The 25,644-nt window shown below is 67.6% G+C and carries 25 protein-coding genes; 12 read left to right on the top strand and 13 right to left on the bottom strand.

Features of this window, described 5'->3' with window-relative positions; translation table 11 throughout:
• Together Q8R27_RS12065 and Q8R27_RS12060 are read left to right on the top strand one after the other, a co-directional pair.
• The coding region (locus Q8R27_RS12065) for a hypothetical protein (RefSeq protein ID WP_305699247.1) at positions 1-230 on the top strand (230 nt) is incomplete at its 5' end.
• Positions 227-1,144, top strand: a complete 918-nt coding sequence (locus Q8R27_RS12060; RefSeq protein WP_305699246.1) for a hydroxymethylglutaryl-CoA lyase — start codon at positions 227-229, stop codon at positions 1,142-1,144. The genes Q8R27_RS12065 and Q8R27_RS12060, both read left to right, overlap by 4 nt.
• Here Q8R27_RS12060 and Q8R27_RS12055 read toward each other — a convergent pair.
• The 6 genes from Q8R27_RS12055 to cysS form a co-directional block, all read right to left on the bottom strand.
• On the bottom strand, positions 1,141-2,076 hold the full coding sequence (locus tag Q8R27_RS12055) for a glycosyltransferase family 2 protein (protein ID WP_305699245.1): 936 nt from the start codon (positions 2,074-2,076) through the stop codon (positions 1,141-1,143). The genes Q8R27_RS12060 and Q8R27_RS12055 overlap by 4 nt on opposite strands.
• Positions 2,073-4,052 (bottom strand): threonine--tRNA ligase, encoded by a 1,980-nt coding sequence (gene thrS, locus Q8R27_RS12050; RefSeq protein ID WP_305699254.1) that lies wholly within the window; start codon positions 4,050-4,052, stop codon positions 2,073-2,075. The genes Q8R27_RS12055 and thrS overlap by 4 nt, the downstream gene beginning before the upstream one ends.
• Positions 4,049-4,306, bottom strand: a complete 258-nt coding sequence (yidD, locus tag Q8R27_RS12045; protein ID WP_305699244.1) for a membrane protein insertion efficiency factor YidD — start codon at positions 4,304-4,306, stop codon at positions 4,049-4,051. The genes thrS and yidD overlap by 4 nt, the downstream gene beginning before the upstream one ends.
• Positions 4,307-4,560: 254 nt before the next feature.
• Positions 4,561-4,995 (bottom strand): iron-sulfur cluster assembly scaffold protein, encoded by a 435-nt coding sequence (locus Q8R27_RS12040; RefSeq protein WP_305699253.1) that lies wholly within the window; start codon positions 4,993-4,995, stop codon positions 4,561-4,563.
• A complete protein-coding gene (locus Q8R27_RS12035; protein ID WP_305699243.1) occupies positions 4,992-5,543 on the bottom strand; it encodes an SRPBCC domain-containing protein in 552 nt (183 codons plus the stop codon). Before Q8R27_RS12035 ends, Q8R27_RS12040 begins: the two co-directional genes overlap by 4 nt.
• Positions 5,543-6,976: a cysteine--tRNA ligase gene (gene cysS / locus Q8R27_RS12030; RefSeq protein ID WP_305699242.1), complete on the bottom strand. Its 1,434-nt coding sequence runs from the start codon at positions 6,974-6,976 to the stop codon at positions 5,543-5,545. Before cysS ends, Q8R27_RS12035 begins: the two co-directional genes overlap by 1 nt.
• Positions 6,977-7,153: 177 nt before the next feature.
• On the opposite strand from cysS, the gene folE reads away from it, so the two are divergent.
• The 3 genes from folE (at position 7,154) to Q8R27_RS12015 (ending at position 8,631) form a co-directional block, all read left to right on the top strand.
• On the top strand, positions 7,154-7,777 hold the full coding sequence (gene folE, locus Q8R27_RS12025) for a GTP cyclohydrolase I FolE (protein ID WP_305699241.1): 624 nt from the start codon (positions 7,154-7,156) through the stop codon (positions 7,775-7,777).
• A 57-nt stretch (positions 7,778-7,834) separates the two neighbouring features.
• The gene (hisI, locus tag Q8R27_RS12020; RefSeq protein ID WP_305699240.1) at positions 7,835-8,230 is read left to right on the top strand and encodes a phosphoribosyl-AMP cyclohydrolase; all 396 of its coding nucleotides are present in this window, start codon (positions 7,835-7,837) and stop codon (positions 8,228-8,230) included.
• A gap of 83 nt (positions 8,231-8,313) precedes the next feature.
• Entirely contained in the window at positions 8,314-8,631 is a 318-nt protein-coding gene (locus tag Q8R27_RS12015; RefSeq protein ID WP_305699239.1) for a ferritin, read from the top strand.
• Between the two features lie 13 nt (positions 8,632-8,644).
• On the opposite strand, the gene Q8R27_RS12010 is transcribed toward Q8R27_RS12015, so the two are convergent.
• Positions 8,645-9,217 carry a sigma-70 family RNA polymerase sigma factor gene (locus Q8R27_RS12010; protein ID WP_305594813.1) on the bottom strand — a complete coding sequence of 191 codons (573 nt, stop codon included), beginning with the start codon at positions 9,215-9,217 and terminating at the stop codon, positions 8,645-8,647.
• Positions 9,218-9,521: 304 nt separating this feature from the next.
• Here Q8R27_RS12010 and Q8R27_RS12005 point away from each other — a divergent pair, with 304 nt between their 5' ends.
• From Q8R27_RS12005 to rpoH, 3 genes are all read left to right on the top strand, one after another.
• Positions 9,522-10,382 carry a helix-turn-helix transcriptional regulator gene (locus tag Q8R27_RS12005; RefSeq protein WP_305594812.1) on the top strand — a complete coding sequence of 287 codons (861 nt, stop codon included), beginning with the start codon at positions 9,522-9,524 and terminating at the stop codon, positions 10,380-10,382.
• Positions 10,379-11,401, top strand: a complete 1,023-nt coding sequence (locus tag Q8R27_RS12000; protein ID WP_371134693.1) for an RluA family pseudouridine synthase — start codon at positions 10,379-10,381, stop codon at positions 11,399-11,401. Before Q8R27_RS12005 ends, Q8R27_RS12000 begins: the two co-directional genes overlap by 4 nt.
• Positions 11,402-11,609: 208 nt before the next feature.
• The gene (gene rpoH / locus Q8R27_RS11995) at positions 11,610-12,503 is read left to right on the top strand and encodes an RNA polymerase sigma factor RpoH (RefSeq protein WP_371134692.1); all 894 of its coding nucleotides are present in this window, start codon (positions 11,610-11,612) and stop codon (positions 12,501-12,503) included.
• Between the two features lie 33 nt (positions 12,504-12,536).
• On the opposite strand, the gene Q8R27_RS11990 is transcribed toward rpoH, so the two are convergent.
• The 5 genes from Q8R27_RS11990 to Q8R27_RS11970 all read right to left on the bottom strand — a co-directional run bounded on the left by Q8R27_RS11990 (position 12,537) and on the right by Q8R27_RS11970 (position 20,655).
• Entirely contained in the window at positions 12,537-13,352 is an 816-nt protein-coding gene (locus Q8R27_RS11990) for a response regulator transcription factor (protein ID WP_305699238.1), read from the bottom strand.
• 133 nt (positions 13,353-13,485) lie between these two features.
• On the bottom strand, positions 13,486-14,775 hold the full coding sequence (locus Q8R27_RS11985) for an adenylosuccinate synthase (protein WP_305699237.1): 1,290 nt from the start codon (positions 14,773-14,775) through the stop codon (positions 13,486-13,488).
• Positions 14,776-14,953: 178 nt separating this feature from the next.
• Positions 14,954-18,085 (bottom strand): efflux RND transporter permease subunit, encoded by a 3,132-nt coding sequence (locus tag Q8R27_RS11980; protein WP_305699236.1) that lies wholly within the window; start codon positions 18,083-18,085, stop codon positions 14,954-14,956.
• On the bottom strand, positions 18,082-19,212 hold the full coding sequence (locus tag Q8R27_RS11975) for an efflux RND transporter periplasmic adaptor subunit (RefSeq protein ID WP_305699235.1): 1,131 nt from the start codon (positions 19,210-19,212) through the stop codon (positions 18,082-18,084). Before Q8R27_RS11975 ends, Q8R27_RS11980 begins: the two co-directional genes overlap by 4 nt.
• A gap of 9 nt (positions 19,213-19,221) precedes the next feature.
• Positions 19,222-20,655, bottom strand: a complete 1,434-nt coding sequence (locus Q8R27_RS11970; protein ID WP_305699234.1) for an efflux transporter outer membrane subunit — start codon at positions 20,653-20,655, stop codon at positions 19,222-19,224.
• A gap of 259 nt (positions 20,656-20,914) precedes the next feature.
• Here Q8R27_RS11970 and Q8R27_RS11965 point away from each other — a divergent pair, with 259 nt between their 5' ends.
• From Q8R27_RS11965 to Q8R27_RS11955, 3 genes are read left to right on the top strand one after another with little or no spacing between them, the layout of a single operon-like run.
• Positions 20,915-22,579 (top strand): M28 family metallopeptidase, encoded by a 1,665-nt coding sequence (locus tag Q8R27_RS11965; protein WP_305699233.1) that lies wholly within the window; start codon positions 20,915-20,917, stop codon positions 22,577-22,579.
• Between the two features lie 2 nt (positions 22,580-22,581).
• On the top strand, positions 22,582-23,385 hold the full coding sequence (locus Q8R27_RS11960) for a DUF72 domain-containing protein (protein WP_305699232.1): 804 nt from the start codon (positions 22,582-22,584) through the stop codon (positions 23,383-23,385).
• Between the two features lie 60 nt (positions 23,386-23,445).
• Positions 23,446-23,841 (top strand): RidA family protein, encoded by a 396-nt coding sequence (locus Q8R27_RS11955; protein ID WP_305699231.1) that lies wholly within the window; start codon positions 23,446-23,448, stop codon positions 23,839-23,841.
• On the opposite strand, the gene Q8R27_RS11950 is transcribed toward Q8R27_RS11955, so the two are convergent.
• Positions 23,838-24,344, bottom strand: a complete 507-nt coding sequence (locus Q8R27_RS11950) for a sigma-70 family RNA polymerase sigma factor (RefSeq protein ID WP_305594803.1) — start codon at positions 24,342-24,344, stop codon at positions 23,838-23,840. The two genes, Q8R27_RS11955 and Q8R27_RS11950, sit on opposite strands and share 4 nt — an antisense overlap.
• A 663-nt stretch (positions 24,345-25,007) precedes the next feature.
• Between Q8R27_RS11950 and Q8R27_RS11945 the strand changes: the two genes are divergently transcribed.
• On the top strand, positions 25,008-25,628 hold the full coding sequence (locus Q8R27_RS11945; RefSeq protein ID WP_305699230.1) for a TetR/AcrR family transcriptional regulator: 621 nt from the start codon (positions 25,008-25,010) through the stop codon (positions 25,626-25,628).
• Positions 25,629-25,644 lie beyond the last annotated feature (16 nt).

The following is a 25,644-nucleotide window of genomic DNA, read 5'->3' as shown; positions in this document are numbered from 1 at the left end:
GTGTCGAGCTAAAGCTCGTCGAAAGCACCAAATTTGAGCAAGAAAGTGCGATTGCTTCCGGGACTATGGATTTCGGATTTTGTCACGAAACAGGTAACGAGGACGAAGCCATAGAAATATGTGAGGACAAAGTATATGCGGCGTTCCCGGCGCACGATATCGATTTGTGCGGAATGAAGATGCAAATCTATCGTCCCGCCGGTCCACCGCCGCCAAGGGAGGTTCCATGACCCGTCACATCGAGATCGTCGAGGTCGGCCCGCGCGACGGCCTACAAAACGAGAAGATCCTCTTAGACGTCCCGCAGAAGCTGGAGTTCATCCAACGGCTGGAAGCCGCCGGCGCCCGTCGCACCGAGGTGGTCTCGTTCGTCAATCCGCGCCGGGTGCCGCAGATGGACGGTGCAGAGGAGATCATGGCGGGGCTGGCGCGCCACGCCGGCCGCTCGCGTATCGGACTGGTGCTGAACATGCGCGGCTGGGACCGCTGCGTGGCCGCCGCCTGCGACGAGGCCAACGTCGTAGTCTGCGCGTCCGACGGCTTTGCGATCCGCAACCAGGGCTCCACCATGGCCGAGCAGATGGCGACGCTGGCGGCGATCACCCAGCGTCGCAGCGTCGAAGGCGGACCACCGGTCAGCGTGACCTTCTCCGTCGCCTTCGGTTGCCCCTTCGAGGGCGAGGTGCCGCACGAGCGCGTGGTGGCGATGGCCGCCGAAGCCGGCGCGCTGGGCGTCGACGAGATCGCGCTGGGCGACACCATTGGCGCGGCCGATCCCTGGACTGTGCGGAAGCTCATCGACGGCGTGCGAAACGCCGCCCCGACCACTCGCCTGCGGATGCATTTCCACGATACGCGGAACACCGGCCTGGCGAACGCCTATGCCGCCGTCGAGGCGGGAGTGGATGTGCTGGACGCCAGTTGCGGGGGCCTGGGCGGTTGTCCGTTCGCCCCAGACGCCACCGGCAATATCGGCACCGAAGATCTCGTCTACATGCTCGAGCGCGCCGGATACGCCACCGGCTATGACCTGGACGGCCTGATCGAAACCGCGAAGTGGATGTCCGGCTTCCTGGGCAAACCGCCGGCCGCTTCGGTTAGCCGCGCCGGCGTGTTCCCGATGCCGGCCCTGACCTCGGCCTAGGTGGCGCGGCCGCGCAGGCGCCACATCATCGGGCGGACCACCGCGGTGCAGACGATCAGCGGCGACAGCACCCAGGCCAGCACATGCTGCGACAGGCTGCGGGCGCGCTTGCGGAAGTAGCGCGCCAGTCCCACGCCCTTGTGGAATTCGACCTTCAGCGGGCTGGTCTGGCTGGTGTGGCCCAGATGGATCACCTCGGCCTTGGGGTGAAACAGCACCGTGCCGCCGGCCCGGCGCACCCGCCAGCACAGGTCGACATCTTCGACGTGCAGGAAGTAGCCCTCGTCGAAACCGCCGACGGTGTCGAAGTCCTGGCGACGCATGCAGAAGCAGGCGCCGGAGATGGTCGGAACCTCGGAGACCTGTTCAGGCGCTGCGTCGTTCTCCCAATGCACCTCGTAGCGCCGCCATCCGGGCACCAGGCGCGCCAGGCTGCTCAGCGACAGCAGTGCGGCCATCGGCGTGATGTCACCGCGGCGCGCGCCGCGCTGCTCGGTGCGGTCGGCGTTCAGCACCCGCCCGCCGACGATACACGGCGTCGGACGATCCTCGATGGCGCGCACCAGGGCCGCGATGCAGTCACGCTGCAGGAAGGCGTCGGGATTGAGGAACACCAGCACGTCGCCGCTGGCCCGCGCAGCGCCGAGATTCGCGCCGCGGGCGAAGCCGACGTTACCGTGACCTTCCAGCAGGACGACGCGGCGATCGCGCTCCGCCAGCGCCTTCAGGCGCGCGGCCTCGATCGGCGTGGAGCCGTTGTCGACCAGCACCAGCTCATCGACCAGCGGGTCGGCCATGACGCAGGAAAGGCTTTCCTCAAGCGCCTCGCCGGTCATGTACACGACCATGACCACCGAGACCTTGTGGCGCGACCTCAGGAAGTCCGGCAGCGGCGCAGCTTCGACGGCGACGATCGGTGCGATGCCGTTCATCCAGCCTCCATGGCCCCGACCACGCCGTGGGGCGAGCGTTGGTCGCCCGTGGCGCGAACTGCAAGATCAGGCGGTACGGCCTCCAAGGCAAGCATGTTTGCAGCCTCCAGCAGCGAGACGACCTCCTGCCCCGTCGATCCGAAGCGACGCAGCGCCACCTGACCCAGTTCTGCTTCACGGCGGCCGACCACGGCGATGACAGGCGCCTTGGCCAGGCTATGCTCTCGCACTTTGTAGTTGATCTTTTCGTTACGCAGATCGCTCTCCACCCGCAGGCCTGCCTTGCGCAGCACGTCGACGGCCTTCAGAGCATACTCGTCGGCGTCAGACGTAATCGTGGCGACCACCACCTGCACTGGCGCCAGCCAAAGCGGGAAGGCGCCCGAATAATGTTCAATCAGCACGCCGAGAAAGCGTTCCAGCGAGCCGAGAATCGCCCGGTGCAGCATCACCGGCCGGTGCTTCTGGCCGTCCTCGGCGATGTAGGAGGCGTCCATCCGCTCCGGCAGCACATAGTCGAGCTGCAGCGTTCCGCACTGCCACGTCCGCCCGATCGCATCGCGCAGGTGGAACTCGAGCTTGGGCCCGTAGAAGGCGCCCTCGTTCTCCAGCCGTTCGACCTTGACGCCGGCGGCGTTGGCGGCGCGCTCCAGCGTGTCCTCGGCGATGGTCCAGATCTCGTCGTCGCCGAAGCGCAGGTCGGGGCGCAGGGCCAGCTTCACCGAATCCAGCTCGACATCGAGATCGCGGTAGATCACCTGCAACAGCTCGACGAAGGCCTTGGACTCCGCCTCGATCTGGTCCTCGCGGCAGAAGATGTGGGCGTCGTCCTGGGCCAGGCCCCGCACCCGCAGCAGGCCGTGCAGCGAGCCTGAGCTCTCGTATCGGTGCAGGCCGTCGAACTCCGCCATTCGCATCGGCAGCTCGCGGTACGAGCGCTGGCCGTGGTTGAAGATCTGCAGATGGCCGGGGCAGTTCATCGGCTTAAGCGCCAGCTTCTCGCCCTCGTCCGTCTCGCAGACGAACATGTTGGCTCCGAATTTCTGAGCGTGGCCGGACTGTTCCCACAGCGAGTAGTCGAGCACCTGGGGCGTCTTCACCTCGACGTAGCCCTCGGCCTCCATGCGCCGGCGCACGTAGTTCTGCAGCGTGCGATAGAGCGTCCAGCCCTTGGGATGCCAGAAGATCATCCCCTTGCCCTCTTCCTGGATGTGGAAGAGGTCCATCGTCGCCCCGATGCGCCGGTGGTCGCGCTTCTCGGCTTCCTCGATGCGCAGCAGGTAGGCTTCGAGATCGGCGTCGCTGGCCCAGGCCGTACCGTAAATCCGCTGGAGCTGGGCGTTCCGATGGTCGCCGCGCCAGTAAGCGCCGGCGAGCTTGGTCAACTTGAACGCCTTGCCGACGAACTTCGTCGACGGCAGGTGCGGGCCTAGGCACAGATCCTTCCACGCGCCCTGGCGATAGACGCTGATCTCGTCGCCTTCCGGCAGGTCGGCGACGATCTCGGCCTTATAGTCCTCGCCGATCGACTTGAAGTGCTCGATGGCGGCTTCGCGCGCCCAGACTTCGCGGCTGATCTTCTCGTCGCGGTCGACGATCTCGCGCATGCGCTGTTCGATCTTCGGCAGGTCGTCGAGGCTGAACGGCTCACTTCGGGCGAAGTCGTAGTAGAATCCGTCCTCGATCGCCGGGCCGATGGTCACCTGGGTGCCAGGGAACAGCTCCTGCACCGCCTCCGCCATCACATGGGAGGCGTCGTGGCGGATCGTCTCCAGGGCGGCGGGGCTATCGCGCGTCAGCAGTTCGAAGGCGCCGCCTTTTGGCAGCGGGCGGTCAAGATCGAGAAGCGCGCCGTCCAGCTTGACCAGCACCGAGCGCTTCTCGAGCGACTTGGAGATCGAGGCGGCGACGTCACGCCCCGTCGCACCGGACTCGAATTCGCGTTTCGAGCCGTCTGGGAAAACCAGTTCGATCATGTCTCGCATGTCCATGTCCGCGCCTTACGGCGCGAGGGCGGCGGCGGGTCGTACCCGGAGCCTCCCAAAGGATGACAACGACACAGCCGCCCGGCGGCGAGCAGGGCGCCGCGCCAGGGACCGTGACCGATCAGCGCCTCGGCCGCGTACTCCGAACAAGTCGGAAGGAACCGGCATTGGCGCCCGATCAGGGGCGAAAGCGTCAGCTTGTAGGCGCGCAGCGCGCCTCGGACGCAAATCTCATAGAAGGTCATGCCGGCTCGCGGGAGCTTGAGACTCAGTCGCAGCGATTACGCTGCGGTCGGCGTCGGATCAAGCCGCACCGGCGGGGCTAGTTCGCGCACGCCTGACGAACGACGCCGGCGTCGTGGACGCGGCGGTCAGGGCGTTGCGGGCTAGTTCGTCCGTTCGGCGGGCCATGGCGAAACCAAGCAAATACAGGGCAATCCCGTATCACAGGTCGACGGTGTAAGGAACCTTAAGCCTGCCCGTAAATCAGGCGCCGGCGTCAGGAGCGCCGCTCCATGGCCTCACGCACCGCCTCGGCGGCTGCTTCGAACGCCAGCAACGTTGAGGCGTGGCGAGCCGGGTAGTCCTTCACCGGCTCCAGCATCGCGATGTCGGCGAAGCGGCCCGACGGCGCCGCGCCGCCGGCCTTCAGCATGGCGCGAAAGGCGTCGCGTGCGGTCTCGATCTCTTCGAGGCTGGCGCCGATCACGTGCGCGCCCAGCACCGCGGCCGACGCCTGGCCCAGGGCGCACGCCTTCACGTCCTGGGCGAAGTCGGCCACCCGGTCGCCGTCGATCGTGACGTCCACCACCACCCGGCTGCCACAGAGCTTGGAGATCTTTTCGGAGCTCGCATGCGGCGCGGCCAGCCGCCCGCTGTGCGGCAGGTTGGCCGCAAGCTTGAGGAGTCTTGCCGAGTAGAGGTCGTCGATCATTCGCCTGTAGATGTAGTCGCCGCGCCACCCGCGCGCCATGCCGCCTCGGCGCGCACCTTCAGACCCTCGCCCAACAGGGTGAAACCTTTGCGCAGACTGCGCGATCCACGGCCGCGGACGCTCGATAGAAGCAGTCCCTGGAACAACTCCCCATTGGAGAAGATGCAGCTCTCGTCGCCGAGGATCTCGATCTCCAGGTAGCGCGTGCTGCGCAGCAGCCCGCCGTAGCGCGATTGGCGCAGATGCAACTGATCGTTCGGCGCCCAATCCAGCACCGTGGCCTGAACCGCGCGATGAGCTTCTCCCGGCAGGGCCAGGGTCAGGTTCAGCGCCGAACCGATCCGTACCTCGCCCGCGGCCTGAGGATAAATCTCCGACCACTGCGGCCACGCGCCCACATCGAAGATCACGTCCCAGATCACGCTGGCCGGCGCATTGACGCCGATCCGATGCTCGATCTTCACCCCCGCCGGACCGCCGCCGCCTGCCTGGAACTTGAATCCTTGGGCGACGTCGAAGGTCTTCGGCGCTTTGACAGCCCCTGGCATCACACGGGTTCCTTCAGCCGCCAGGTCGCCCCCTGCGGGCCGTCCAGCACTTCGACGTTCAACGCGGTGAGTTCGTCACGGATGCGATCGGCCTCGCTCCAGTCCTTGGCCGTGCGCGCGGCGACGCGGGCTTCGATCAAACCATCGATGCGCGCCTTCAGGTCCGGATCGGCGCCGCCCTGAAACCAGGCGTCGGGATCAGCACCCAGGAAGCCCAGCAGATTGGCGCACTGCAGCAGGGCCGCGCGGTGGTCCGCGGCGACCTGCGCCTTGCCTGCGGTCAGCGCGGCGCGCAGGCCGTTGGCGAGGGTGAACAACTCGCTCAGCGCCTTTGAAGTGTTGAGGTCGTCGTCCAGCGCGCTGCGGAAGTCCGACTGGTCGATCAGCGTTTCGACGGCTTCAGGATCGGCGTCCGGGAACCGCCGGCCTTGCGTCTCGGCGCGGCGCGCGTCGCTGAGCACGCCGTACAGCCGATCGAGCGAAGTGCGCGCCTGGGCGACGAGGTCGTCAGTCCATTCCAGCGGCGCGCGGTAGTGTCCGACCAGCAGCGCCCAGCGCAGCGCCTCGCCCGGAACCTGGTCGATGAGGTCGTGGACCAGCACGACATTGCCCAGGCTCTTGGACATCTTCTCGTCGCCGAAGTTGAGGAAGCCGTTGTGCAGCCACCAGCGCGAATAGCCGTCGTCGTGGCCGGCGCAGACGCCCTGGGCCATCTCGTTCTCGTGGTGCGGAAAGATCAGGTCGTTGCCGCCGCCGTGGATGTCGATCGGCAGGCCAAGGGTCTGTTCGATCATCGCCGAGCACTCGATGTGCCAGCCCGGGCGTCCCGGTCCCCACGGGCTTTCCCAGGACGGCTCGTCCGGCTTGGACGGCTTCCACAGCACGAAGTCGGCGGGGTGGCGCTTATAGGGGGCGACCTCGACGCGGGCGCCGGCGATCATGTCGTCCAGCGAACGGCCCGACAGCTTGCCGTAATCGGGGAAGGCCTGGGTGTCGAACAGGGCGTGACCCTCGGCCACATAGGCCGCGCCCTTGGCGACCAGCCGGCCGATCATGTCGATGATCTCGGCCATGGTCTCGGTGGCCTTGGGTTGGAACGTCGGCCGCAGCGCGCCCAGCGTCGCCATGTCGGCGTTGTAAGCGGCCAGGTAGCGGTCGGTGACGACGGTGATCGCCACGCCCTCCTCGTGGGCCTTGGCGGCGATCCGGTCGTCAACGTCGGTGACATTGGACGCGTAAAGCACGGCGTCCTCGCCGTAGGCCGCGCGCAGCAGCCGGAACAGGACGTCGAACACCACCACCGGGCGGGCGTTGCCGATGTGGGCGTAATTGTAGACCGTCGGTCCGCACACATACATCGTCACCCGTTTGGGGTCGGCGGGCGCGAAGGCGCGCTTTGTACGGGTCAGGGTGTCGTAAAGGTTCAGGGTCATGCGGGTCTGACGAAGCGTAACGGTTGCCGGGCAACGGGTTCGCCCCATATACATATCGCCCAGCGGGGAGGCCACGGCGCGTTTTGCATCGCGCCTGCCCGCGTCTTTAGGGTGGTACGCGTCATCTCCGGGGCCTTCGCCTCGGCGCAACTCAGCCCGGGAAAGACCGCAGCTCAAATGGATGCAGTGACCAAGGATCGAGCCCTCGTCGGCGCGGCTGATGCGAACGCCGCGCAACGCCCCAGTCGTGAAGAAGCCATGGCGGCCGTGCGCACGCTGATCGCCTGGGCCGGCGATGACCCGCGCCGTGAAGGTGTGATCGACACGCCCAAGCGCGTGGTCGACGCCTACGCCGAATGGTTCGAGGGCTATGAAGCCGATCCGGCCAAGGAGCTGTCGCGCACCTTCGAGGACGTGCAGGGCTACGACGACATCGTCATGCTGCGCGAGATCGAGGTGGAGAGCCATTGCGAGCACCACATGGCGCCGTTCCTGGGCAAGGCCTACGTGGCCTACATGCCGACCAACCGCGTGGTCGGCATCTCCAAGATCGCCCGCGTGGTCGAGATCTTCGCTCGCCGCCTGCAGACGCAGGAGACGATGACCCAGCAGATCGCCGACGCCATCACCGACAGCCTGCGTCCTGCCGGCGTCGCCGTGCTGATCGACGCTGCGCACCAGTGCATGACCACCCGCGGCGTGCACCACCGGCACGTGACCACGATCACCACCCAGTTCACCGGCGTGTTCAAGACCGATCCGACCCTGCGCCAGCGGTTCCTGGACTTCGTCAATCGCTGACGGGGCCGCTTCGGCGCAGGCTAGCGCCCTAGGGGGTGAAGACGCCATATTGGGGTAATGACGAACCCATTCCCCGCCGCCGCCTCGAAGCATGATCTTGAGCACGGCGTCGTGCTCGCGCCGCGCTTCGACGAGAACGGCCTGATCTGCGCGGTGACGACCCACGCCGACAACGGCGAGATCCTGATGGTCGCCTGGATGAACGCCGAGGCCCTGAGGCTGACGCTGACGACCCGCGAGGCCCACTACTTCAGCCGCTCGCGCCAGGAGCTTTGGCGCAAGGGCGCGACCAGCGGCCAAATCCAGCAACTGATTGAGGCGCGCATCGACTGCGACCAGGACGTGGTGTTGCTGCGCGTCGTGCCGCAAGGCGACGGCGGAGCGTGCCACACCGGCGCCCGAAGCTGTTTTTATCGCGTCATAGAAGACGGCGCGCTGGTCGAGCGCGACTGAGCCCTATAGCCGGTGCGCGGTACGGTGCAGCTTCTGCACGGATTGCGCATTCCCCCCACCTTGACCACAGGAGCTGATCAACGATGTCCAGCGAAGGCCTTCATGTCCCGCGCGAGAAACTGCAGCCGCGGACGCTGAACCTGCACTATGCGATCACCTCTCTCATCGAGGAGCTGGAGGCTGTGGATTGGTACCGGCAGCGCGCCGACGACTGCGACGATCCTGCGCTGAAGGCCATCCTGCTGCACAACGCCCACGAGGAGATCGAGCACGCGTCGATGGCCCTGGAATGGATCCGCCGCAACGACGGCGAATTCGATGAGCAGTTGAAGGAGTACCTGTTCACCGAGGGTTCGATCACCGGCCGCGAAGAAGCCGCAGGCGACGGGCACGGCCTCTAGGCGAGGATGGCGCTCAGGCCGCGTTGGCGGTGAGCGCCCACTTGCTGTCGGCGCCGGAGACGGCGGCGGCCCGGCGGCGGCCGGCCCGCATGTTGGCCTTGGGCAGATCGACGTCGATCAGTTCGGCCAGGCGTTCACGGGCGCGGTTCACGCGGCTCTTCATGGTGCCGACCGGGCAGCCGCTGATTTCGGCGGCGTCCTCGTAGCTGAGGCCTTCGGCGACCACCAGCAGCAGCGCGTCCCGCGATTCCGGGGTCAGCGACTGCAGCGCGCGGGTCAGGTCGGAGTACTTCATCCGCCATTCCTGGTCGGCGTCGCAGGTCAGGGCCGCGGCGTACTTGCCGTCCACATCCTGCACCGTATTCCGGCGTGCGACCGAGCTCGTGTAGAAGGTGTTGCGCAAAATCTTGTTGACCCAGGCGTTCAGGTTGCTGCCCTCGCGGAAACCCTCTCGAAAGCGCCAGGCACGAACCATGGTGTCCTGGATCAGGTCGTCGGCTTCCGCGCTCGACCCGGTCAGGGCCATCGCGTGGCCTCGCAACCTTGGGATGAGGGCCACCAGTTCCTGCCTGAACGTATCGCTCATCTTAGTTTCCCGTCCCAAATCCGGCCGCCCTGCGGGGCCCGCACCTTCGTCAGGCAAGAAGCGCGCCTGACGGTGTCCGATCGTGGTGACGGTGTTGTAGGCCCGGGCGCGCAAGCGCCGCAGTTGCAGCGACGGGCTACGACATGCGCAACCGTTGCAGTGATCGTGCACACGGGTTGCACGCAATCGTGCAACGGTTGCGCAACGGGTTGCATTTTCGAGGATTCGAGGGGAATGTTCCCTCGTCATGTCGGGACCAGTAGCCTTTCCCACCAAGCTTGATTTGGTGCTCAAAGCGTTGTCCATGAGTCGCGGTCGGCTGGCCGCCGACCTTGGCGTCGACAAGTCGCTGGTCGGCCGCTGGGCTTCTGGCACGGTGACCCCGTCCGCCCACAATCTCGAGAACCTCACCCGCCTGATCGCCTCGCGGCAGCCGGGCTTCACGATGCTGCACTGGGATCGCGAACTCGACGAGCTGGGCCGGGTGTTCGGCGTCGAGCCGGCGCCGACGCCCGCAACCGTCAGTTACATCCCTCCGCCTGTGGCCCCGGTGGGCCTGCCGCTCCCCGGTCTGGACCTGGCGCGCCTGGTCACCGAACGCCGCGCCGGCACCTATGAGGGGTTCTGGCGTTCGACGCGCCCTTCGATCGCCATGCCGGGCCGACTATTCCATGATCACGGAATGATCCGCCGCGGGCCGGACGGCATCCTGCAATTCACCATGGGGGGCTCTGGCCTGCTGTTCGACGGCTGGATGCTGCCGGTCGAGGGCCAGCTCTTCGCCATCCTGTTCGACACCGTCGGCCAGACGCCGGTGTTCCTGATCTTCAACGGCGTGGCCCTGCACAAGGCCACCCAGCTCGATGGGCTGATCCTGGCCGCGGCGCTGAATGCGGCGCGAACGCCGTCGGCCTATCCGGTGGTGCTGGAGCGCATCGGCGACCTGACGGGCGACTGCGAAGCCGACGACGCCCGTTGCCAGGAGCTGCTGGCCTCCGACCCCGCCGCGCCCGACGGCTCGGTGCCTGAGGATATCCGTCGCCACCTGATCCGCGATATCGGCCCCGAGGCCGTGAAGAGCGGCGCGGGCGAGCTGTTCCTGCTGTCGTCGTGGGCCAACAGCCTGTCGCGCGGCTTGAGCACGGGCGGACACCTGCAGGGGTGAACGCGACCGCGTCCGGCGATGCGGACGAGCCGTTAGACGACGAAGACCCCGAGCATCAGCCGGGCTTGAGGATCGTCACCCTCGGCGGTGAGGAAGTCACGGGCCGGCTCGACCGGGCGCTCGCCGACAAATTGCCGGAACTTTCGCGCGCCCGCGTGCAGGCTTTGATGTCAAAGGGCATGGTCAGCCGCGACGGCGCGCCGATGCGCGACCTCTCGGTCAAGGCCCAGGCGGGCGACTACACCATCCTGATCCCGGCCCCGACCGCCGCCGAGCCTGTCGCGGAGAACATCCCTCTCGTCGTGCTGTTCGAGGACGAGCACCTCATCGTCGTCGACAAGCCGGCCGGCATGGCGGCCCATCCCGCGCCCGGCAACGAGAGCGGCACCCTGGTCAACGCGTTGCTTCATCACTGCGGCGACAGCCTTTCGGGCGTCGGCGGGGTGGCGCGGCCGGGCATTGTGCACCGGCTCGACAAGGACACTTCCGGGGTTTTGGTGGCCGCCAAGAACGACGTCGCCCACCGTGGGCTGTCGACCCTGTTCGCCGCCCACGACATCGACCGCGCCTATGTGGCCTTCACCCGCGGCGCGCCCTCGCCGGTGCGTGGGGTGATCGAGGGCCGCATCGGGCGCTCTCCTCACGACCGCAAGAAGATGGCCTTGTTGAAGTCCGGCGGCCGAGAGGCGATCACCGGCTACCGGGTGGAGCGCACCTTCGGCCCCGCCGGCCGGCCGCTGGCCGCGCGCGTGTCCTGCCGCCTGGAAACCGGCCGCACCCACCAGATTCGCGTGCACCTGGCGTCCAAGGGCGCGCCCTGCCTCGGCGATCCCGTCTATGGCTCGGGCCAGCCCTCGGCGGCCGTCCGGGGGGCTATGGAGCAGGCCGGCCTGCACCGGCAAGCCCTCCATGCGGCGATACTCGGCTTCCGCCACCCGGTGACCGGCGAGACGTTGAGCTTCGAGAGCCCCCTGCCCGCCGACCTCGCCGCGCTGGAAGCCCTGCTGTCGGCGCTGTAAGATTTCATCGCCTGACGCGGTCTTGATGACTCCGGCGTCAGGGAGTAGAAATACCCGAGTTGAATAGTAGGACTTACCCGGAAACCCGCCTCCCGCGCCCTTTTGCAGAGGGCAACCAATGCTTATCTCAGAGGTTGGAGGGGACGGGCAGTGTCGCGCGGCGTAAAGCGTGTGACCCCGGCGTCCATAGAAAAAGGGGATTTTGCACATGGCCGTGAGCGCTAGCGCCCTTGCCGTGATGTCGCCGGAAGGCGGCCTGAGCCGGTATCTTTCCGAGATCCGCAAGTTTCCGATGCTGGCCAGGGACGAGGAGTTCATGCTCGCCAAGGCGTGGAAGGAGCATCAGGATCCGGAGTCCGCACATCGTCTGGTCACCTCGCACCTGCGTCTGGTGGCGAAAATCGCCATGGGCTACCGCGGCTATGGCCTGCCGATCGGCGAGGTCATCTCCGAAGGCAATGTAGGCCTGATGCAGGCGGTGAAGAAGTTCGAGCCCGACAAGGGCTTCCGGCTGGCCACCTACGCCATGTGGTGGATCCGCGCGTCGATCCAGGAATACATTCTGCGCTCCTGGAGCCTGGTGAAGATGGGCACGACGGCGGCGCAGAAGAAGCTGTTCTTCAACCTGCGCAAGGCCAAGAGCGAGATCTCCGCGCTCGAGGACGGGGACATGCGCCCCGACCAGGTGAAGCTGATCGCCACCCGACTGGGCGTGCTCGATGAGGAGGTGATTTCGATGAATCGCCGCCTGTCAGGGCCGGACGCGTCGCTGAACGCGCCGCTGCGCTCGGACTCCGAGAGCGAATGGCAGGATTGGCTAGCCGACGACAACGCGCCCAGCCAAGAGACGGTGGTCGCCGACAACGAGGAACGCACCATCCGCATGAGCCTGCTGGAAGAGGCGATGATCGAACTCACCGACCGTGAGCGTCATATCCTCACCGAACGGCGCCTGAAGGACGATCCGACCACGCTGGAGGAACTGGCTTCGCAATACGGCGTCAGCCGCGAGCGGGTGCGTCAGATCGAGGTCCGCGCCTTCGAGAAGTTGCAGAAGTCGATGCGGGCCGCCGCCGAGGAACGCAACCTGGTCAACGCCTGACGGCTGTCGACGGACACGCCTGGGCCGGTCGGCTCAGGCGGCTTCAGCGTCGCGCCCGGCTTCCTTGGGCATCATGTCGATCAGCGGCTGAGCGTGCTTGGCGACTTCGGCGCTGATCAGGGGGCCACGGGCCGCAGCCTGGGTCAGGAACCGCTGGAAGTTCGCCGAGGCGGTCGACAGGTTCATGTCCGACACCGCCACAGCCGCCTTCTGAAGGTCCGCCGCCTGCGCCTGCATTGAACGCAGCGCCTGGGCCGGATCCTCCTCGATCGCGCCCACCGCCGATTTCAGAATCTTCAGGGCCTGCAGGATGCGGGCAGCATCCGGCGTGGCGCGTGCGTCAGAGCGACGCTTCAGCGCGCCGGTGTAGTCGCCTGAGTTGAACCGCCGCCGATCGGGTCCGACGTAGGTCACCGCCTCGATCCAGTCGCGCGGCCGAAGCGTGATCGCCTCCAGGCGGCGCAGCAGGTCCTTGGTGGTGAACGGCTTGCGCAGGAATTCGTGCACGCCGGCGTCGCGCGCGGCGATGATGCCGGCTGCAGTCGCGTTCGCGGTGACCATTATCACTGGCGCCTGGCGCGCCGCCAGGTCGCTGCGGCGAAGCGCGCGGGTGAAGTCCGCGCCATCCACGCCGGGGCCAGAAGCTTCGACGAAGATCACTTGCGGCTCGACGCTTTTGATCACGCCCAGAGCCTTGGGCGTGCTGGCTGCGATCCAGATCTGCGAATGGGCGATATTGCGCATGAGATCGCCGATCAACCGCGCCCCGCTCGGCTGCGGATCGACGATCAGCACCCGCTGCAGCAGCGGGGCCATACGCTGGATGGTCTTGTAGTCCTCGTTGAACACCCGCGCCCGGCTCCTTGCGTAGTGTCCGCAAGATGCCCGGGGATCGTAAAGATCGCCTTGACGTCGGTCCGCGCGCCTCCCCTGCGAAGCGGGGCGGACTTCGCCGAGAGGCGAAAGACGAAGGGGTGGGGCCTTAGCCCTGGAAGGGGTCGCGCATCATGATGATGTCGTCCCGCTGCGGGCTGGTGGACAGCAACACCACCGGCGCGCCGATCAACTCTTCGATGCGGCGCACATACTTCACCGCATTGGCCGGCAGATCCTTCCAGGACCGCGCACCCTGTGTGCTTCCGCTCCAGCCCTCGAGCTCTTCGTAGACCGGCTCCAGGGCGGCCTGATCCCGCAGGCCGGCCGGAAGGTGGTCGATCGCCACGCCGCGCAGGGTGTAGCCCGTGCAGACCTTCAGGGTGGTGAAGCCGTCGAGGATGTCGAGCTTGGTCAGCACCACGCCCTCGACGCCGCCGACGGCGATCGACTGGCGCACCAGAGCGGCGTCGAACCAGCCGCAGCGCCGCGGGCGGCCGGTGACCGTGCCGAACTCATGGCCCTTCTCGCCCAGCCGGCGGCCGATCTCGTCGGACAGCTCAGTCGGGAACGGGCCTTCGCCGACCCGCGTGGTGTAGGCCTTGACGATGCCCAACACATAGCCGCCGACCTTGGGGCCGACGCCGGAGCCAGCCGCCACCTGGCCAGCGACGGTGTTGGACGAGGTCACATAGGGGTAGGTCCCGTGGTCGACGTCCAACAGGGTCGCCTGGGCGCCTTCGAACAGCACTCGCTTGCCGTCCTTCACCGCATCGCCCAGCACCTTCCAGGCGGGTTTGACGTAGGGGGTGATCTTGGGCGCGAGATCCAGCAGGAGGGCCAGCAATTCGTGCGGCTGGACCTGCGGCAGGCCAAGGCCCAGGCGCAGGGCGTCGTGATGCGCCAGCAGTCGTTCGATCTTGCCTTCCAGCGCCTCGCGGTCGGTGAGGTCTGCGAAACGGATCGCGCGGCGGCCGACCTTGTCCTCATAGGCCGGGCCGATGCCGCGGCCGGTGGTGCCGATCTTGTTGGCGCCCGCCCGGGCTTCGCGCGCCGCGTCCAGATCGCGGTGCAGCGGCAGCACCAGGGTGGCGTTCTCGGCCAGCACCAGGACGTCCGGGGTGAGCGCTAGGCCCTGCCCGCGGCCACGCTCGATCTCGTCGAGCAACGACCACGGGTCGACGACCACGCCGTTGCCGATGAACGACAGCTTGCCCTGGATCACCCCTGAGGGCAGCAGCGACAGCTTGTAGGTGGTGTCTCCGACCACGATCGTGTGGCCGGCGTTGTTGCCGCCCTGGAAGCGCACCACGACGTCGGCGCGGTTCGCCAGCCAGTCGATAACCTTGCCTTTGCCCTCGTCGCCCCACTGGCCGCCGATGACTGTCACATTCGCCATGGATACGCGATCCCCGCCTGCCGAGCGGGTCCAGCCACGCCCTTCGACAGGCCCTCGGCGGGTGGACTTGAATCGATTTTCACGCGCCGCTGCGAACCCTTCGCCAGCCGACGACGCGCGCCTGTAAACAGGTCTCCGCCCGCACAGTCAAGCGCCATCGCCTGCCTGCGCGCGCCGGCTAGAGCCTGTCTTCCGGCGCCGCCTGGCGAGCGGCCTCGCGCGGCGTGACCAGCCGCGCCAGCCTGGGCTTCAGCCACTGCTCGAAGTCGTCGACGAACTCGTAGACCACTGGCACCAGCACCAGCGACAGGATCGTCGAGGTGATCAACCCGCCGATCACGGCGACCGCCATCGGCTGGCGGAACTCCGCGCCCTTCTCCAGCGCCAGCGCCGTCGGCAGCATGCCGGCGGCCATCGCCAGCGTGGTCATGACGATCGGCCGAGCCCGCTCGCGGCAGGCTTCCAGCAGCGCCTCATGCTGCGTCATGCCGTCACGTTCTCGCTCGATGGCGTACTCGACCAGCAGGATCGAGTTCTTCGCCGCCAAGCCGAACAGCATCAGGAAGCCGATCATCGAGGGGATCGAGAGCGACAGGTTGAAGATCAACAGGCCCAGGAACGCCCCGCCCACGGCCAGCGGCAGGGCCGACAGGATCACGATCGGCTTGAAGAAGCTGCGGAACAGCAGCACCAGCACGCCGTAGATCATCGATACGCCGGCGAACAGCGCCACGCCGAAGCCGGCGAACAGCTGCTGCATCGCCTCCTGGTCGCCGACCGCGGCCGGCTTCACGCTCGGCGGCAGCTTCTTCATGACCGGAAGCTGGTTCACGGCCTTCTGCGCATCGCCCATCTCAACGCCATTGAGCTCGGCCTGGACGGTCATCTGGCGCTGGCGATTGAGCCGATCGATCCGCGCCGGACCGGCCTGGAAGTCGATGTCGGCGACGCTACCCAGCGTGGTGGAGCCGCCGGACGCGGTCGGCACGCGCAACGCCTTGATCCGTTCGATGTCCGCGCGGGCGTCTTCGGGCAGTCGCACGCGGATCGGCACGCGACGCTCGCCGTCGTTGAACTTGGCGACGTTGGCGTCAATGTCGCCCACCGTGGCGACCCGGGCGATGGTGGCGATGGCGTCGGACGAAACGCCCAGGCGCGCAGCTTCCTCGGCCCGCGGACGGATGACGATTTCAGGACCTTCCGCCGGTTTCGACGGGCGGGGATCGGCGAGCTGCGGAAGCGTCCGCATCTGCTGCTCCAGTTCCAGCGCCGCGAGTTGCAGCGCGTCAGGATCGTCACTGGTCAGCACCTGCTGGTAGCCGGCGGCGCCCTGGAAATCGAGGAAGTTGATCCGCGCGTCCGGAATGGCGCGCAGGTCGCTGCGCAGCCGCGCCCGGAACTCGTCGCCCGACACCTTGCGCTTCGGATCGAGCAGCACCGTGGCCGTGCCGTTGCGAAGATCGCCGCCGCCGCCGCCAGCGCCGGGGCCGAACGTCGCGACCGTGGAGCCGATCTGCACGAACACTGCGGTCACCTCGGGCTGCTTCTCCAGCAAGGCCGAGAGCCGGCGTTCGATGTCCTGCATTTGATCGGCGGTCGCGCCAGGCGGGCCCTGGATGTTCACGTAGACGTAGTCGGGATCGCCGGGAGGCTGGAACCCCTGAGGCAGGAAGGCGATGAGCCCGATCGAGCCGAAGAACATCAGCGCGCCCACCACCGTAGCGATGATCCTGTGCTTGAGCGCCCAGTCGAGGGTCCTGCGGTAGCGCCCCTCGAAAGGTTTGCGCTCATGGGGCGTAGTGACCGGCTTCAGCAGATAGGCCGCCATGAGCGGGGTCACGAGCCGCGCCGTCAGCAACGAGAACAGCACGGCCACCGACACCGTCATCCCGAACTCGCGGAAGAACTGGCCGACGATGCCCGGCATGAAGCTGACGGGGGTGAACACCACCACGATGGCCATGGTCGTCGCCACCACGGCTAGGCCGATGGCGTCGGCGCCTTCCAGCGCCGCGGCGAACGGGCGCGCGCCGCGCGCGATCCGTTTCTCGATATTCTCGATCTCGACGATGGCGTCGTCGACCAGGATGCCGACGACCAGGGTCAGGGCCAGAAGGGTCACGACGTTCAGAGAAAAGCCCATGAGCTGCATCACGAAGAACGTCGGGATCAGCGAGATCGGCATCGCCACGGCGGTGATCAGGGTGGCCCGCCAGTCACGCAGGAAGAACATCACCACAAGAGCGGCCAGCAGCATGCCTTCGGCCAACACATGCTGGGTGGCGCTGAAGCTCGCACGGGTCTCGTCGACCGTGGAGAAGATCTTGGCGAACTTCAGCCCTGGGTTCGCCATGGAGAGTTCAGCGATCTTCTTGGAGACGGCGTCCTCCGCGCCGACGTCGCTGGCCTCTTTGGTCTTGGAAACCTGGAAGCCCACGACCGGCCTGCCGTTCAGCCGCGCGAAGCCGCGGGTCTCGGACGCCCCGTCGCCGACGTCGGCCACGTCGCCCAGGCGCACGAAGCCGCCGGTCCCGGTGGGGATGGTGAGGTCTCGGATCTGCGCGACGGTCTGCACGGTGCCCAGCACGCGGAGCGTCTGCTCGCGACCGCCGATGTTCACCCGCCCGCCCGGAGCGTCGGTCTGGAAACCGCGCAACGCGCTGTTCACCTGGGTCGCCGTCAGGCCGCGGGCCGCCAGGCGGTCCGGATCGACGAGGATGTTGATCTCACGGTTGACGCCGCCGACGCGGCTGACCTGAGCTACGCCCTTGGCGCCCTGCAGGCTGCGCGACACCGTGTCGTCGATGAACCACGACAGCTCTTCGTCGGACATCGCCGGCGCTTCTACTGCATAGGTCAGGATCGGCTGCAGGGAGTCGATCTCGACCTGCTGGACGATCGGCTCGTCGACATCGCGAGGCAGCAGAGCGCGCGCCTGGTCGATCTTCGAGCGGACTTCGTCGGTCTTCTTCTGTAAATCCTCGCCGATCTCGAATTCCATCGAGGTCGTGGAAACGCCCTGAGTCACCACCGAGGTGACGTTCTTCGCCCCGCTGATGCTGGCGATGGCGTCCTCGATCGGTCGGGTGATCTGGGTCTCCATCTCGCCGGGCGCCGCGCCGCTCTGGGTGACGGTGACGGCGACGATGGGGAACTGAATGTTCGGGAACTGCTTGATCGGCAGGGCCATGTAGGCGAGCACGCCCGCCAGAACCAGGCCGATGAACAATACCGCCACGGGGACCGGATTACGGATCGCCCAGGCGGAGATCGGGAATCCGCCGGAGCCGCCAACGCGCGGGTCGCTCATTTGGCGGTCGCCTTGGCGGGAGCTGGGGCAGGCGCGGCGGCGCGAACCTCCAGCGGACGCACCATGTCTCCGTCCAGCAGCAGGCCCGCGGCGGCCGCGACGATGCGCGTGCCGGCAGGCGGCCCCTTGACCAGTTGCACCAGGCCAGAGCCCCGAGTCCCGGCGGTCACCGGCACGCGCTTCACGCGATTGTCCGCGCCGACGACCATCACGCTGGCGCCGTCGGCGTCGTAGCGGATCGCGGTCTCCGGCACGGCGAGCGCGGTCCCCGTGGCGTCGGCGAACACCGCCCGGCCGAACCCGCCGGCCCGGATGTCGCTTCGCACCGGCAGGGTGACGCGCACCGAGCCGAGCTTGGTCTGTGGATCGACCTGCGGACTGATCAGCCGCACGACGCCGATGGCTGTCGACCCGCTGGGAACCGTCACCGTGGCCTGCTGGCCGATATGAACCCGCGTCAGCTCATCCTCGGACATCTGCGCCGAGAGTTCGATCTGGCCGTCGCGCGCGATCCTGAACCAGGGCGTGGCCGAACCGGCCGACAGGTCGCCGGGGCGTACCGTGCGCTCGAGAATCAAGCCGGAAACCGGCGCGCTGACCGCGAGCTTGCCGGCGCGGGTGCGGACGTCCCTGAGCGCGGCGGCCTGGGCGTTGGCGTTGGCGCGCGCCGCACGGGCCTGGAAGCGCCGCTGCTCGATCTGCTCCTGCGAAAGGACGCCCTGGTTGTCGAGGCCTTTGACCCGAGCCGCCTGATCCTCGGCCTGTTCGGCTTGCACGGCGGCCTGAGCGGCCAGAGCCGCCTGTTGTTCGAGCTGGGAATTGATCAGCGCGCCGTCGAGTTCAGCCAGGGTCTGCCCGCGCCGGACGTAGGAGCCGACGTCGACCAACACCCGTGACACGCGGTAGCCGGTGACCTCGGGCTGCACCGCGGCCTCCTCGCGCGACACCAGGTCGCCGGAAGCTGCGAGCGCGCCGGTGACGGCGCTGGGCTCGACGCGCACGACCCTTACCGAGCGCGCCTGCTGTTTCGCGTCGGTCTCGGCGGGCGGCTTCTTGTGGCAAGCGCCCAGGCCCAGCAACGCGGTCATCCCTACGATGACGATCAGGCGAGATTTGGTGTTCGGCATGCGTCGGCTCTATCGGGCTCGGGCGTTCATGGGGAGGCTCTCGGCAGGCCATCCGCCGCCGAGCGCCTTGTAGGCCTGGACGGCGCGGCGCAGCGCCTGCACCTGGGCCGTGGTGAGTTGGGTCCGCGTGGCGCGCCAGGCCTGCTCGGCGGCCAGCGCCTGCTGCAGGTCGTCGATCCCCGCCACGTAGCGGACACGCGCCGCCTCATAGGCCCGCGCCGCTCGCCGCTCGCCGCCCTGCAACAAGACGACGCCGCGCCGGTCGGCGTCCAGCTGAACCAGGCTGTTCTCGGCCTCGGCGAACGCCGTCTGCACGACCTTCTCATAGGCGATGACCGCCTGTTCGGTCCGCGCGCTCTGAGCCTTCAGGTCGATCAGCAGTTGCGGGATGTCGAGGATGGGCTGGCTGACTGCGCCGCCGATAGACCAGTTCCGAGTGGTGGACGAGAACTCGGGCTGCAGGCTGCGCGACCAGCCCAGCCCCGGCGTCAGGGTGAAGGTCGGAAAGAACGCGCGCTCGGCGACATCGAGCCGACCGGCGGCCGCGGCGATGCGCGCCTGGGCCTCGCGCACGTCGGGCCGGCGCGCCAACAGTTCACTGGGGAGCGTCGCCGGGACCGCCGGAACAGCGCCGAGGTCGGCGACCACCGGCAGGTTCGCCGTCGGCTCCGCGCCGCGGCCGACCAGGACCAGCAAGGTGCGACGGGCGGCCTGCAGCTCGGCTTCCAGCCCCGCCGCCCGGGCCTGGGCCTGAGCGAGGTCGCCGGCCACCCGGTCCGCGTCGGAGGTCGCGCCCAGTCCCCGTTGCGCGCGACGATCGGCGACGTCCTGCAGGGCCTGCTGGATGCGCACCGTCTCGCGCGCATCGTCGAGTTGGATGGCCAGCCCGCGCGCCTGGAAGTAGGTGTCGGCGACATTGGCCGCGAGGCTGGCGCGAGCGCCTTCGTAGTTGAAGCGTGCCGCGGCGACGTCGCCCCGCGCGGCGCGGCGTCCGGAGCGCAGCCGGCCGAACAGGTCGATTTCCCAGCTCACGTCGAAATTGGCGGAGTAGGACTCGGAATCGCCGTTGGTGGAGAAGCCGGGGATGTTGATCACCGTCCCCGAAAGCTGCTCGGTGTGGGTCTTGCGGCCCTGCCCCTGCAGCGAGCCGTTCGGCAGCAACGCCGCCAGCGCGGTCTGTGCGACCGCGCGGGCTTCGGCAAGGCGAGCGGCGGCGCTGAGCGCGTCGGGACTGGCGCGCAGGGCCTGGTCGATCAGGCCGTCAAGCTGGGCGTCGCCGAACGCAGTCCACCAGGTATCGAGACCGGCCGCGGGCGTCGCCACGCCAGCCGGAGCTTCATAGGCTTGCGGCAGGGTGGTGGTGGGCTCGCGCACCGAGGCGCAGCCCGCAAGCGTCAGGATGGCGAGGCCGGCGGCTGAGGCTGCTGGCAAAGCGAGGCGCATGGGTGGGAAACGTTCCTGGTCAGGGCCGGTGCGGCGGTCGCGTCCGAGACGCGTCTGAGCCGCCTCGGCCGCGGCGATCCTGTAGAACATATGTCAGCGTCGAGCGAATTGCAGACTGGTGTCAGCTCGACGACAGCGCAATGCGCCGGCCGCCACAACGAACTCCAGGTGCATAATTGCGTTGATCGGCGGACCTCTAACGGTTCTCACTCCTGCAGACTAGACTGTAGGCAAGTTCATTCACGGCGGCGCCCTATTGATGCGAAAGCTTGTTTTCATCACCGCCGCCGTCGTGGCGCTCGCTTTTCAGGCCCATGCGGCCAGCGCCGCTGATCCTGTGTTCGATCCGGCGAAACTCGCCGACCACGTGAAGGTCCTGGCCTCTGACGCCTTCGAAGGCCGTGGGCCGGCGACGCGCGCGGAACCCAAGACGGTCGATTACCTGGTCGAGCAGTTCAAAGCCGCCGGATTGCGGCCTGGTGGAGACAAGGCGGCGGACGGATCGCGCGCCTGGACCCAGGACGTGCCGCTGGCGCGTTTCGAGATCACCGGTCCGATCACCGCCTCTGCAAAGGTGGGCGACAAGACGTTCGCCTGGTCGCAAGGAGATCAGGTCACCGTGCGAGCCGCAGCGACCGGCGCGACCCGGGTGGCGATCGAGGACGCGCCGCTGGTGTTCATCGGCTACGGCGTAGACGCCCCCGAGCGCGGCTGGGACGACTTCAAGGGCTACGACCTGAAGGGCAAGGTGGCGCTGGTCCTGGTCAACGACCCGGATTTCGAGACCGGCCGGGGCGCGTTCGGCGGCAAGGCGATGACCTACTACGGGCGCTGGACCTACAAGTACGAGGAGGCCGCCCGGCGCGGCGCGATCGGCTTCCTGGTCATCCACGAGACAGCGCCCGCCGCCTACGGCTGGGCGACGGTGAAGAACTCCAACGCCAGCGCGGTGTTCGACATCATCCGCGACGATCCGACCAAGGCCCACGCGCCGCTCGAGGGCTGGATCCAGCGTGACGCCGCAGCGGATCTGCTGAAGGCCGCCGGTCTCGACTACGAGGCGCTGAAGATCAGCGCGCGGTCGCCGCAGTTCAGACCGGTCCCGCTGCCGGGCGCGACCGTGTCGATGGACTATGCGGTGAAGGCCGAGACGATCGTCACGCGCAACGTCGCCGCGCTGCTCGCCGGAACCACGCACCCGGACGAGACGGTGATTTACACCGCCCACTGGGACCATCTCGGGATCGGCGAACCGGACGCCAAGGGCGACGTCATCTACAATGGTGCGCGGGACAACGGCACGGGCGTGGCGGCGTTGATCGAGCTGGCGGTCGCGTTCGCGAAAGCCCCCAAGACGACCCGCTCGGTGCTGTTCCTGTCGGTGACCGCCGAGGAGAAGGGCCTGCTGGGATCCGAATACTACGCCTGGAATCCACTCTATCCGCTGGCGACCACTGTGGGCGTGGTCAACATGGACTCACTCAGCGTCGCAGGACCGGCGCACGATTTCGCCACCGCCGGCGATGCGCCGCTCACACTACAGGACGACCTGATCGCGGTCGGCCGCGAGCATGGACGCTATTTCAGCCCCGACCCGCGGCCACAGAACGGCAGCTTCTTCCGCTCCGACCACTTCTCGTTCGCCAAGCGGGGCGTCCCGGCGATCTCGTTCGGTACCGGTGAGGATCTTCTGGTCGGCGGCAAGGCGGCGGGCGCGGCGGCCCAGCAGGATTATATCTCTGCGCGCTACCACCAGCCGGCCGACGAATGGAGTCCGGACTGGAATCTCGCCGGCGTCGCCGCCGACATGGGCCTGCTCTATGAGCTGGGTGAACAGCTCGCCAATTCCCGCGAATGGCCGAGCTGGAAACCGGGCGCCGAGTTCAAGGCCGAACGCGACAAGAGCGCCGCAGCGAGGAAGTGAGCATGGCTGAGATGGGACGGATTCGCGCCGGCATCGGCGGCTGGACGTTCGAACCGTGGCGGGGCGTCTTCTATCCGCAGGGCCTTAAGCAGGCCGACGAACTGGCCTACGCGAGCAGCCATCTGACCGCGATCGAGATCAACTCGACCTACTATTCCACCCAGAAACCCGCGACCTTCGCCAAGTGGGCCGCCAGCGTCCCTGACGACTTCATGTTCACGGTGAAGGCCTCGCGGTTCTGCACCAACCGCCGCGTGCTGGCCGAGATGGGCGAGTCGATGGAGAAGTTCCTGGGCCAGGGCCTGACCGAGCTTGGCCCGCACCTGGGGCCGATCCTGTGGCAGTTCATGGCCACCAAGAAGTTCGATCCCGACGACTTCGGGGCGTTCCTCGAGCTGCTGCCGAAGACCCTGGACGGCCTGCCCCTGCGCCACTGCATGGAGGTTCGCCACGCGAGTTTCGCCGATCCAGCCTTCGTCGAGATGTGCCGGTCGCACCAGGTGGCGATCTGCTGCGCGGAGCACGAGGTCTATCCGATGATCGCCGACGTCACCGCCGACTTCGTCTACGCGCGCCTGATGCGCGGCTCCGACGACATCGAGACGGCCTATCAGACTAAGGAGCTGGATGAGTGGGCTCGGCGGTTCGAGGACTACGCCAAAGGCGGCGCGCCGGACGACCTGCCCAAGCTCGCGGCGAAGCCTGCTGCAAAACAGCCGCGCGAGGTGTTCGCCTTCGTCATCCACGAAGGTAAGGTCCGCGCCCCCGCCGCGGCCATGGCGCTGCTGGAACGCACGCAGGCCTGAGGGCTCAAGACAACGCCGACGCCAAGCCGGCGACACAACAAATATCCAGGGAGGACGCAGATGGCGCGACGCCGCAGCATCAACATCAAGGGTTTCAGCCACGGGACCAATCCGACGCCGGCGGCCAGCCGGGTGGGCATCATCCTGTTCACCGGCGGGATCTCCGGCCAGGACACCACGACCGGCCTGATGCCTGATGACGTGAGCGAACAGACGCGCCTGGCCTTCATAAATATGCGCGCGATCCTGGCCGCCGGAGGCGCGGACCTGGAGGACATCGTCAAGATCGAGTTCTACGCCAAGGACGTGCCCGCGGCGCGCGAAGCCATCAATCGGGAATGGATCGTCGCCTTTCCCGACCCGGAGTCGCGGCCGGCGCGCCACATCTTCGCCTATGAGCTGCCAGGTTCGATGCTGATGCAGTGCGACGTGTTCGCCGTGGCCAGCCGCGACTAGCGGGCCGACTCCACGCCGAACATCTGGGGATCGGTGATTTCGGCGAGATGGGTGCGGGCGCGGTGCACGCGGCTCTTCAGCGTGCCCACCGCGCAGCCGGTGATCTCGGCGGCGTCCTCGTAGGTAAGGCCGGCGCCGACAACCAGCAGCAGGGCGTCGCGGGTCTCCGCGCTCAGTTGCTTCAGCGCCTCCAGCAGTTCGCTGTAGCGCAGGCGCCATTCCTGGTCGGGCGGCGACGAAAGCTGGGCGGCGTGGCGGCCGTCGACGTCGGCCACCGTGCGGCGGTTCTTCTGCAGTCCCGTGTAGAAGCAATTGCGTAGGATGGCGCACAGCCAGGCTTCCAGATTGGTCCCCGGCTTGAACCCGCTGCGGTAACGCCAGGCCCGCATCAAGGCGTCCTGGACCAGGTCGTCCGCTTCGCTCGGCGAGCGCGTCAGCGCCATCGCGTAGCCGCGAAGGGTGGGCATCAACTCCAGCACCCGGTCTTTGAATGGGTCCGACATTTTACAGCCCCGGACGCCAAGCGCTTCATTGCGGCAAGCGGCCATCGAGAGGTCAACGACTCGCGTCGGCGATTCCATCCGGGCTTCGACCAAGGAATCATTCATCATGTGCAGGCGGTGCGCGGACGCCTAGAATCCCGCGCGTCGGTGACGATCCAGGAGGCCCTTGGCGCATGCGCCGGATGACCGTGTTGTTCGGCCTGGCATTCTTGGCGACCGCCTGTCTGGCGGATGCGTCGAGCGCGCAGCAGTCGAGCCGGCCCGCGACCGGCCAGTCTGGCGCCGCAAGTCGCCCGCCTGCCTTGCGCGGGGCGATCAACCCACAGCCGGCGCGTCCAGCGCAGTCCCAGGCCGTGCGCGGCGATGCGCCGCCTTCGGAGCCGTCGCCGCTTCCGCCCATGCCGTCCTCGCTGTCGCCCGACGGCGGGCAGTGCCGTCTGGAATGCGCCCAAAGCTACTACTTCTGCCTCGGCGGAGATTCCTCTGACGAGTGCTCCAGCGCCTGGGGGCGATGCCGCGCCGGTTGCACAACGCCCCGCGCGCCAGCGCCGGTATGGGTGTCGCCGGCCCCGATGCGCCTCCCCACACCGTAAGGAACAGACTGGCGTTCCGCCGCCACAGGGTTAGAGTGACATGTGTCATTTTTGACTGGATGAGGCGTGTATGCCCAAGGTCGCGTTCCTTCCCGCCGGCAAGCGGGAGCAGACCAAGCTTCAGAATCGCAACGCGATCCTCGACGCGGCGCGCCAGGTGTTCGGCGAGATGGGCTATGACGCGGCCACGGTGCGCGACATTATCCGTCGCACCGGCCTCGCCGCCGGGACCTTCTACAACTACTACCGATCCAAGGAGGAGGTGTTCGCCGCCCTCGCAGACGAGGGTGCGCGGCGGTTCGGCCCGATCCTGCGCGCACGCCGCGCGGAGTCGGCGGACTTCGAGGCCTTCGTCCGCGCCGCCATCGACGCCTACTACGAGTTTCTGGCTGACGAGCACCGCAACTGGGTCGCCCGCCGCCCGCCGGGAGAGCCCCACCCTCACGTCCAGGGCGAGACGCCGGAAACCGCGGCGGTGTTCGCCGAAGTCCGCGACGCGATCGTCGCCGAGGTGGCCCGCGGCGCGCCGGCCGTCGACGCCGATTTCCTCGCAGCCGCCTGCATCGCCGTGGCGCGCGGCGTCGGCGACAAGATGCTGGAGCGTAGGCCTATTGACACCGCCGGAGCCGCGGCGTTCGCGGTCGGCATGATCCTGTTCGGCCTCAAGGGCCTGCCGCGCGCCGGGGCCTGAGCCGCTCGAGCATGAA

Source organism: Phenylobacterium sp., assembly GCF_030697305.1.
Lineage (GTDB): Bacteria > Pseudomonadota > Alphaproteobacteria > Caulobacterales > Caulobacteraceae > Phenylobacterium.
Note: the sequence above shows the minus strand (reverse complement) of the source record. Positions and strands in the feature narration are given on the sequence as shown.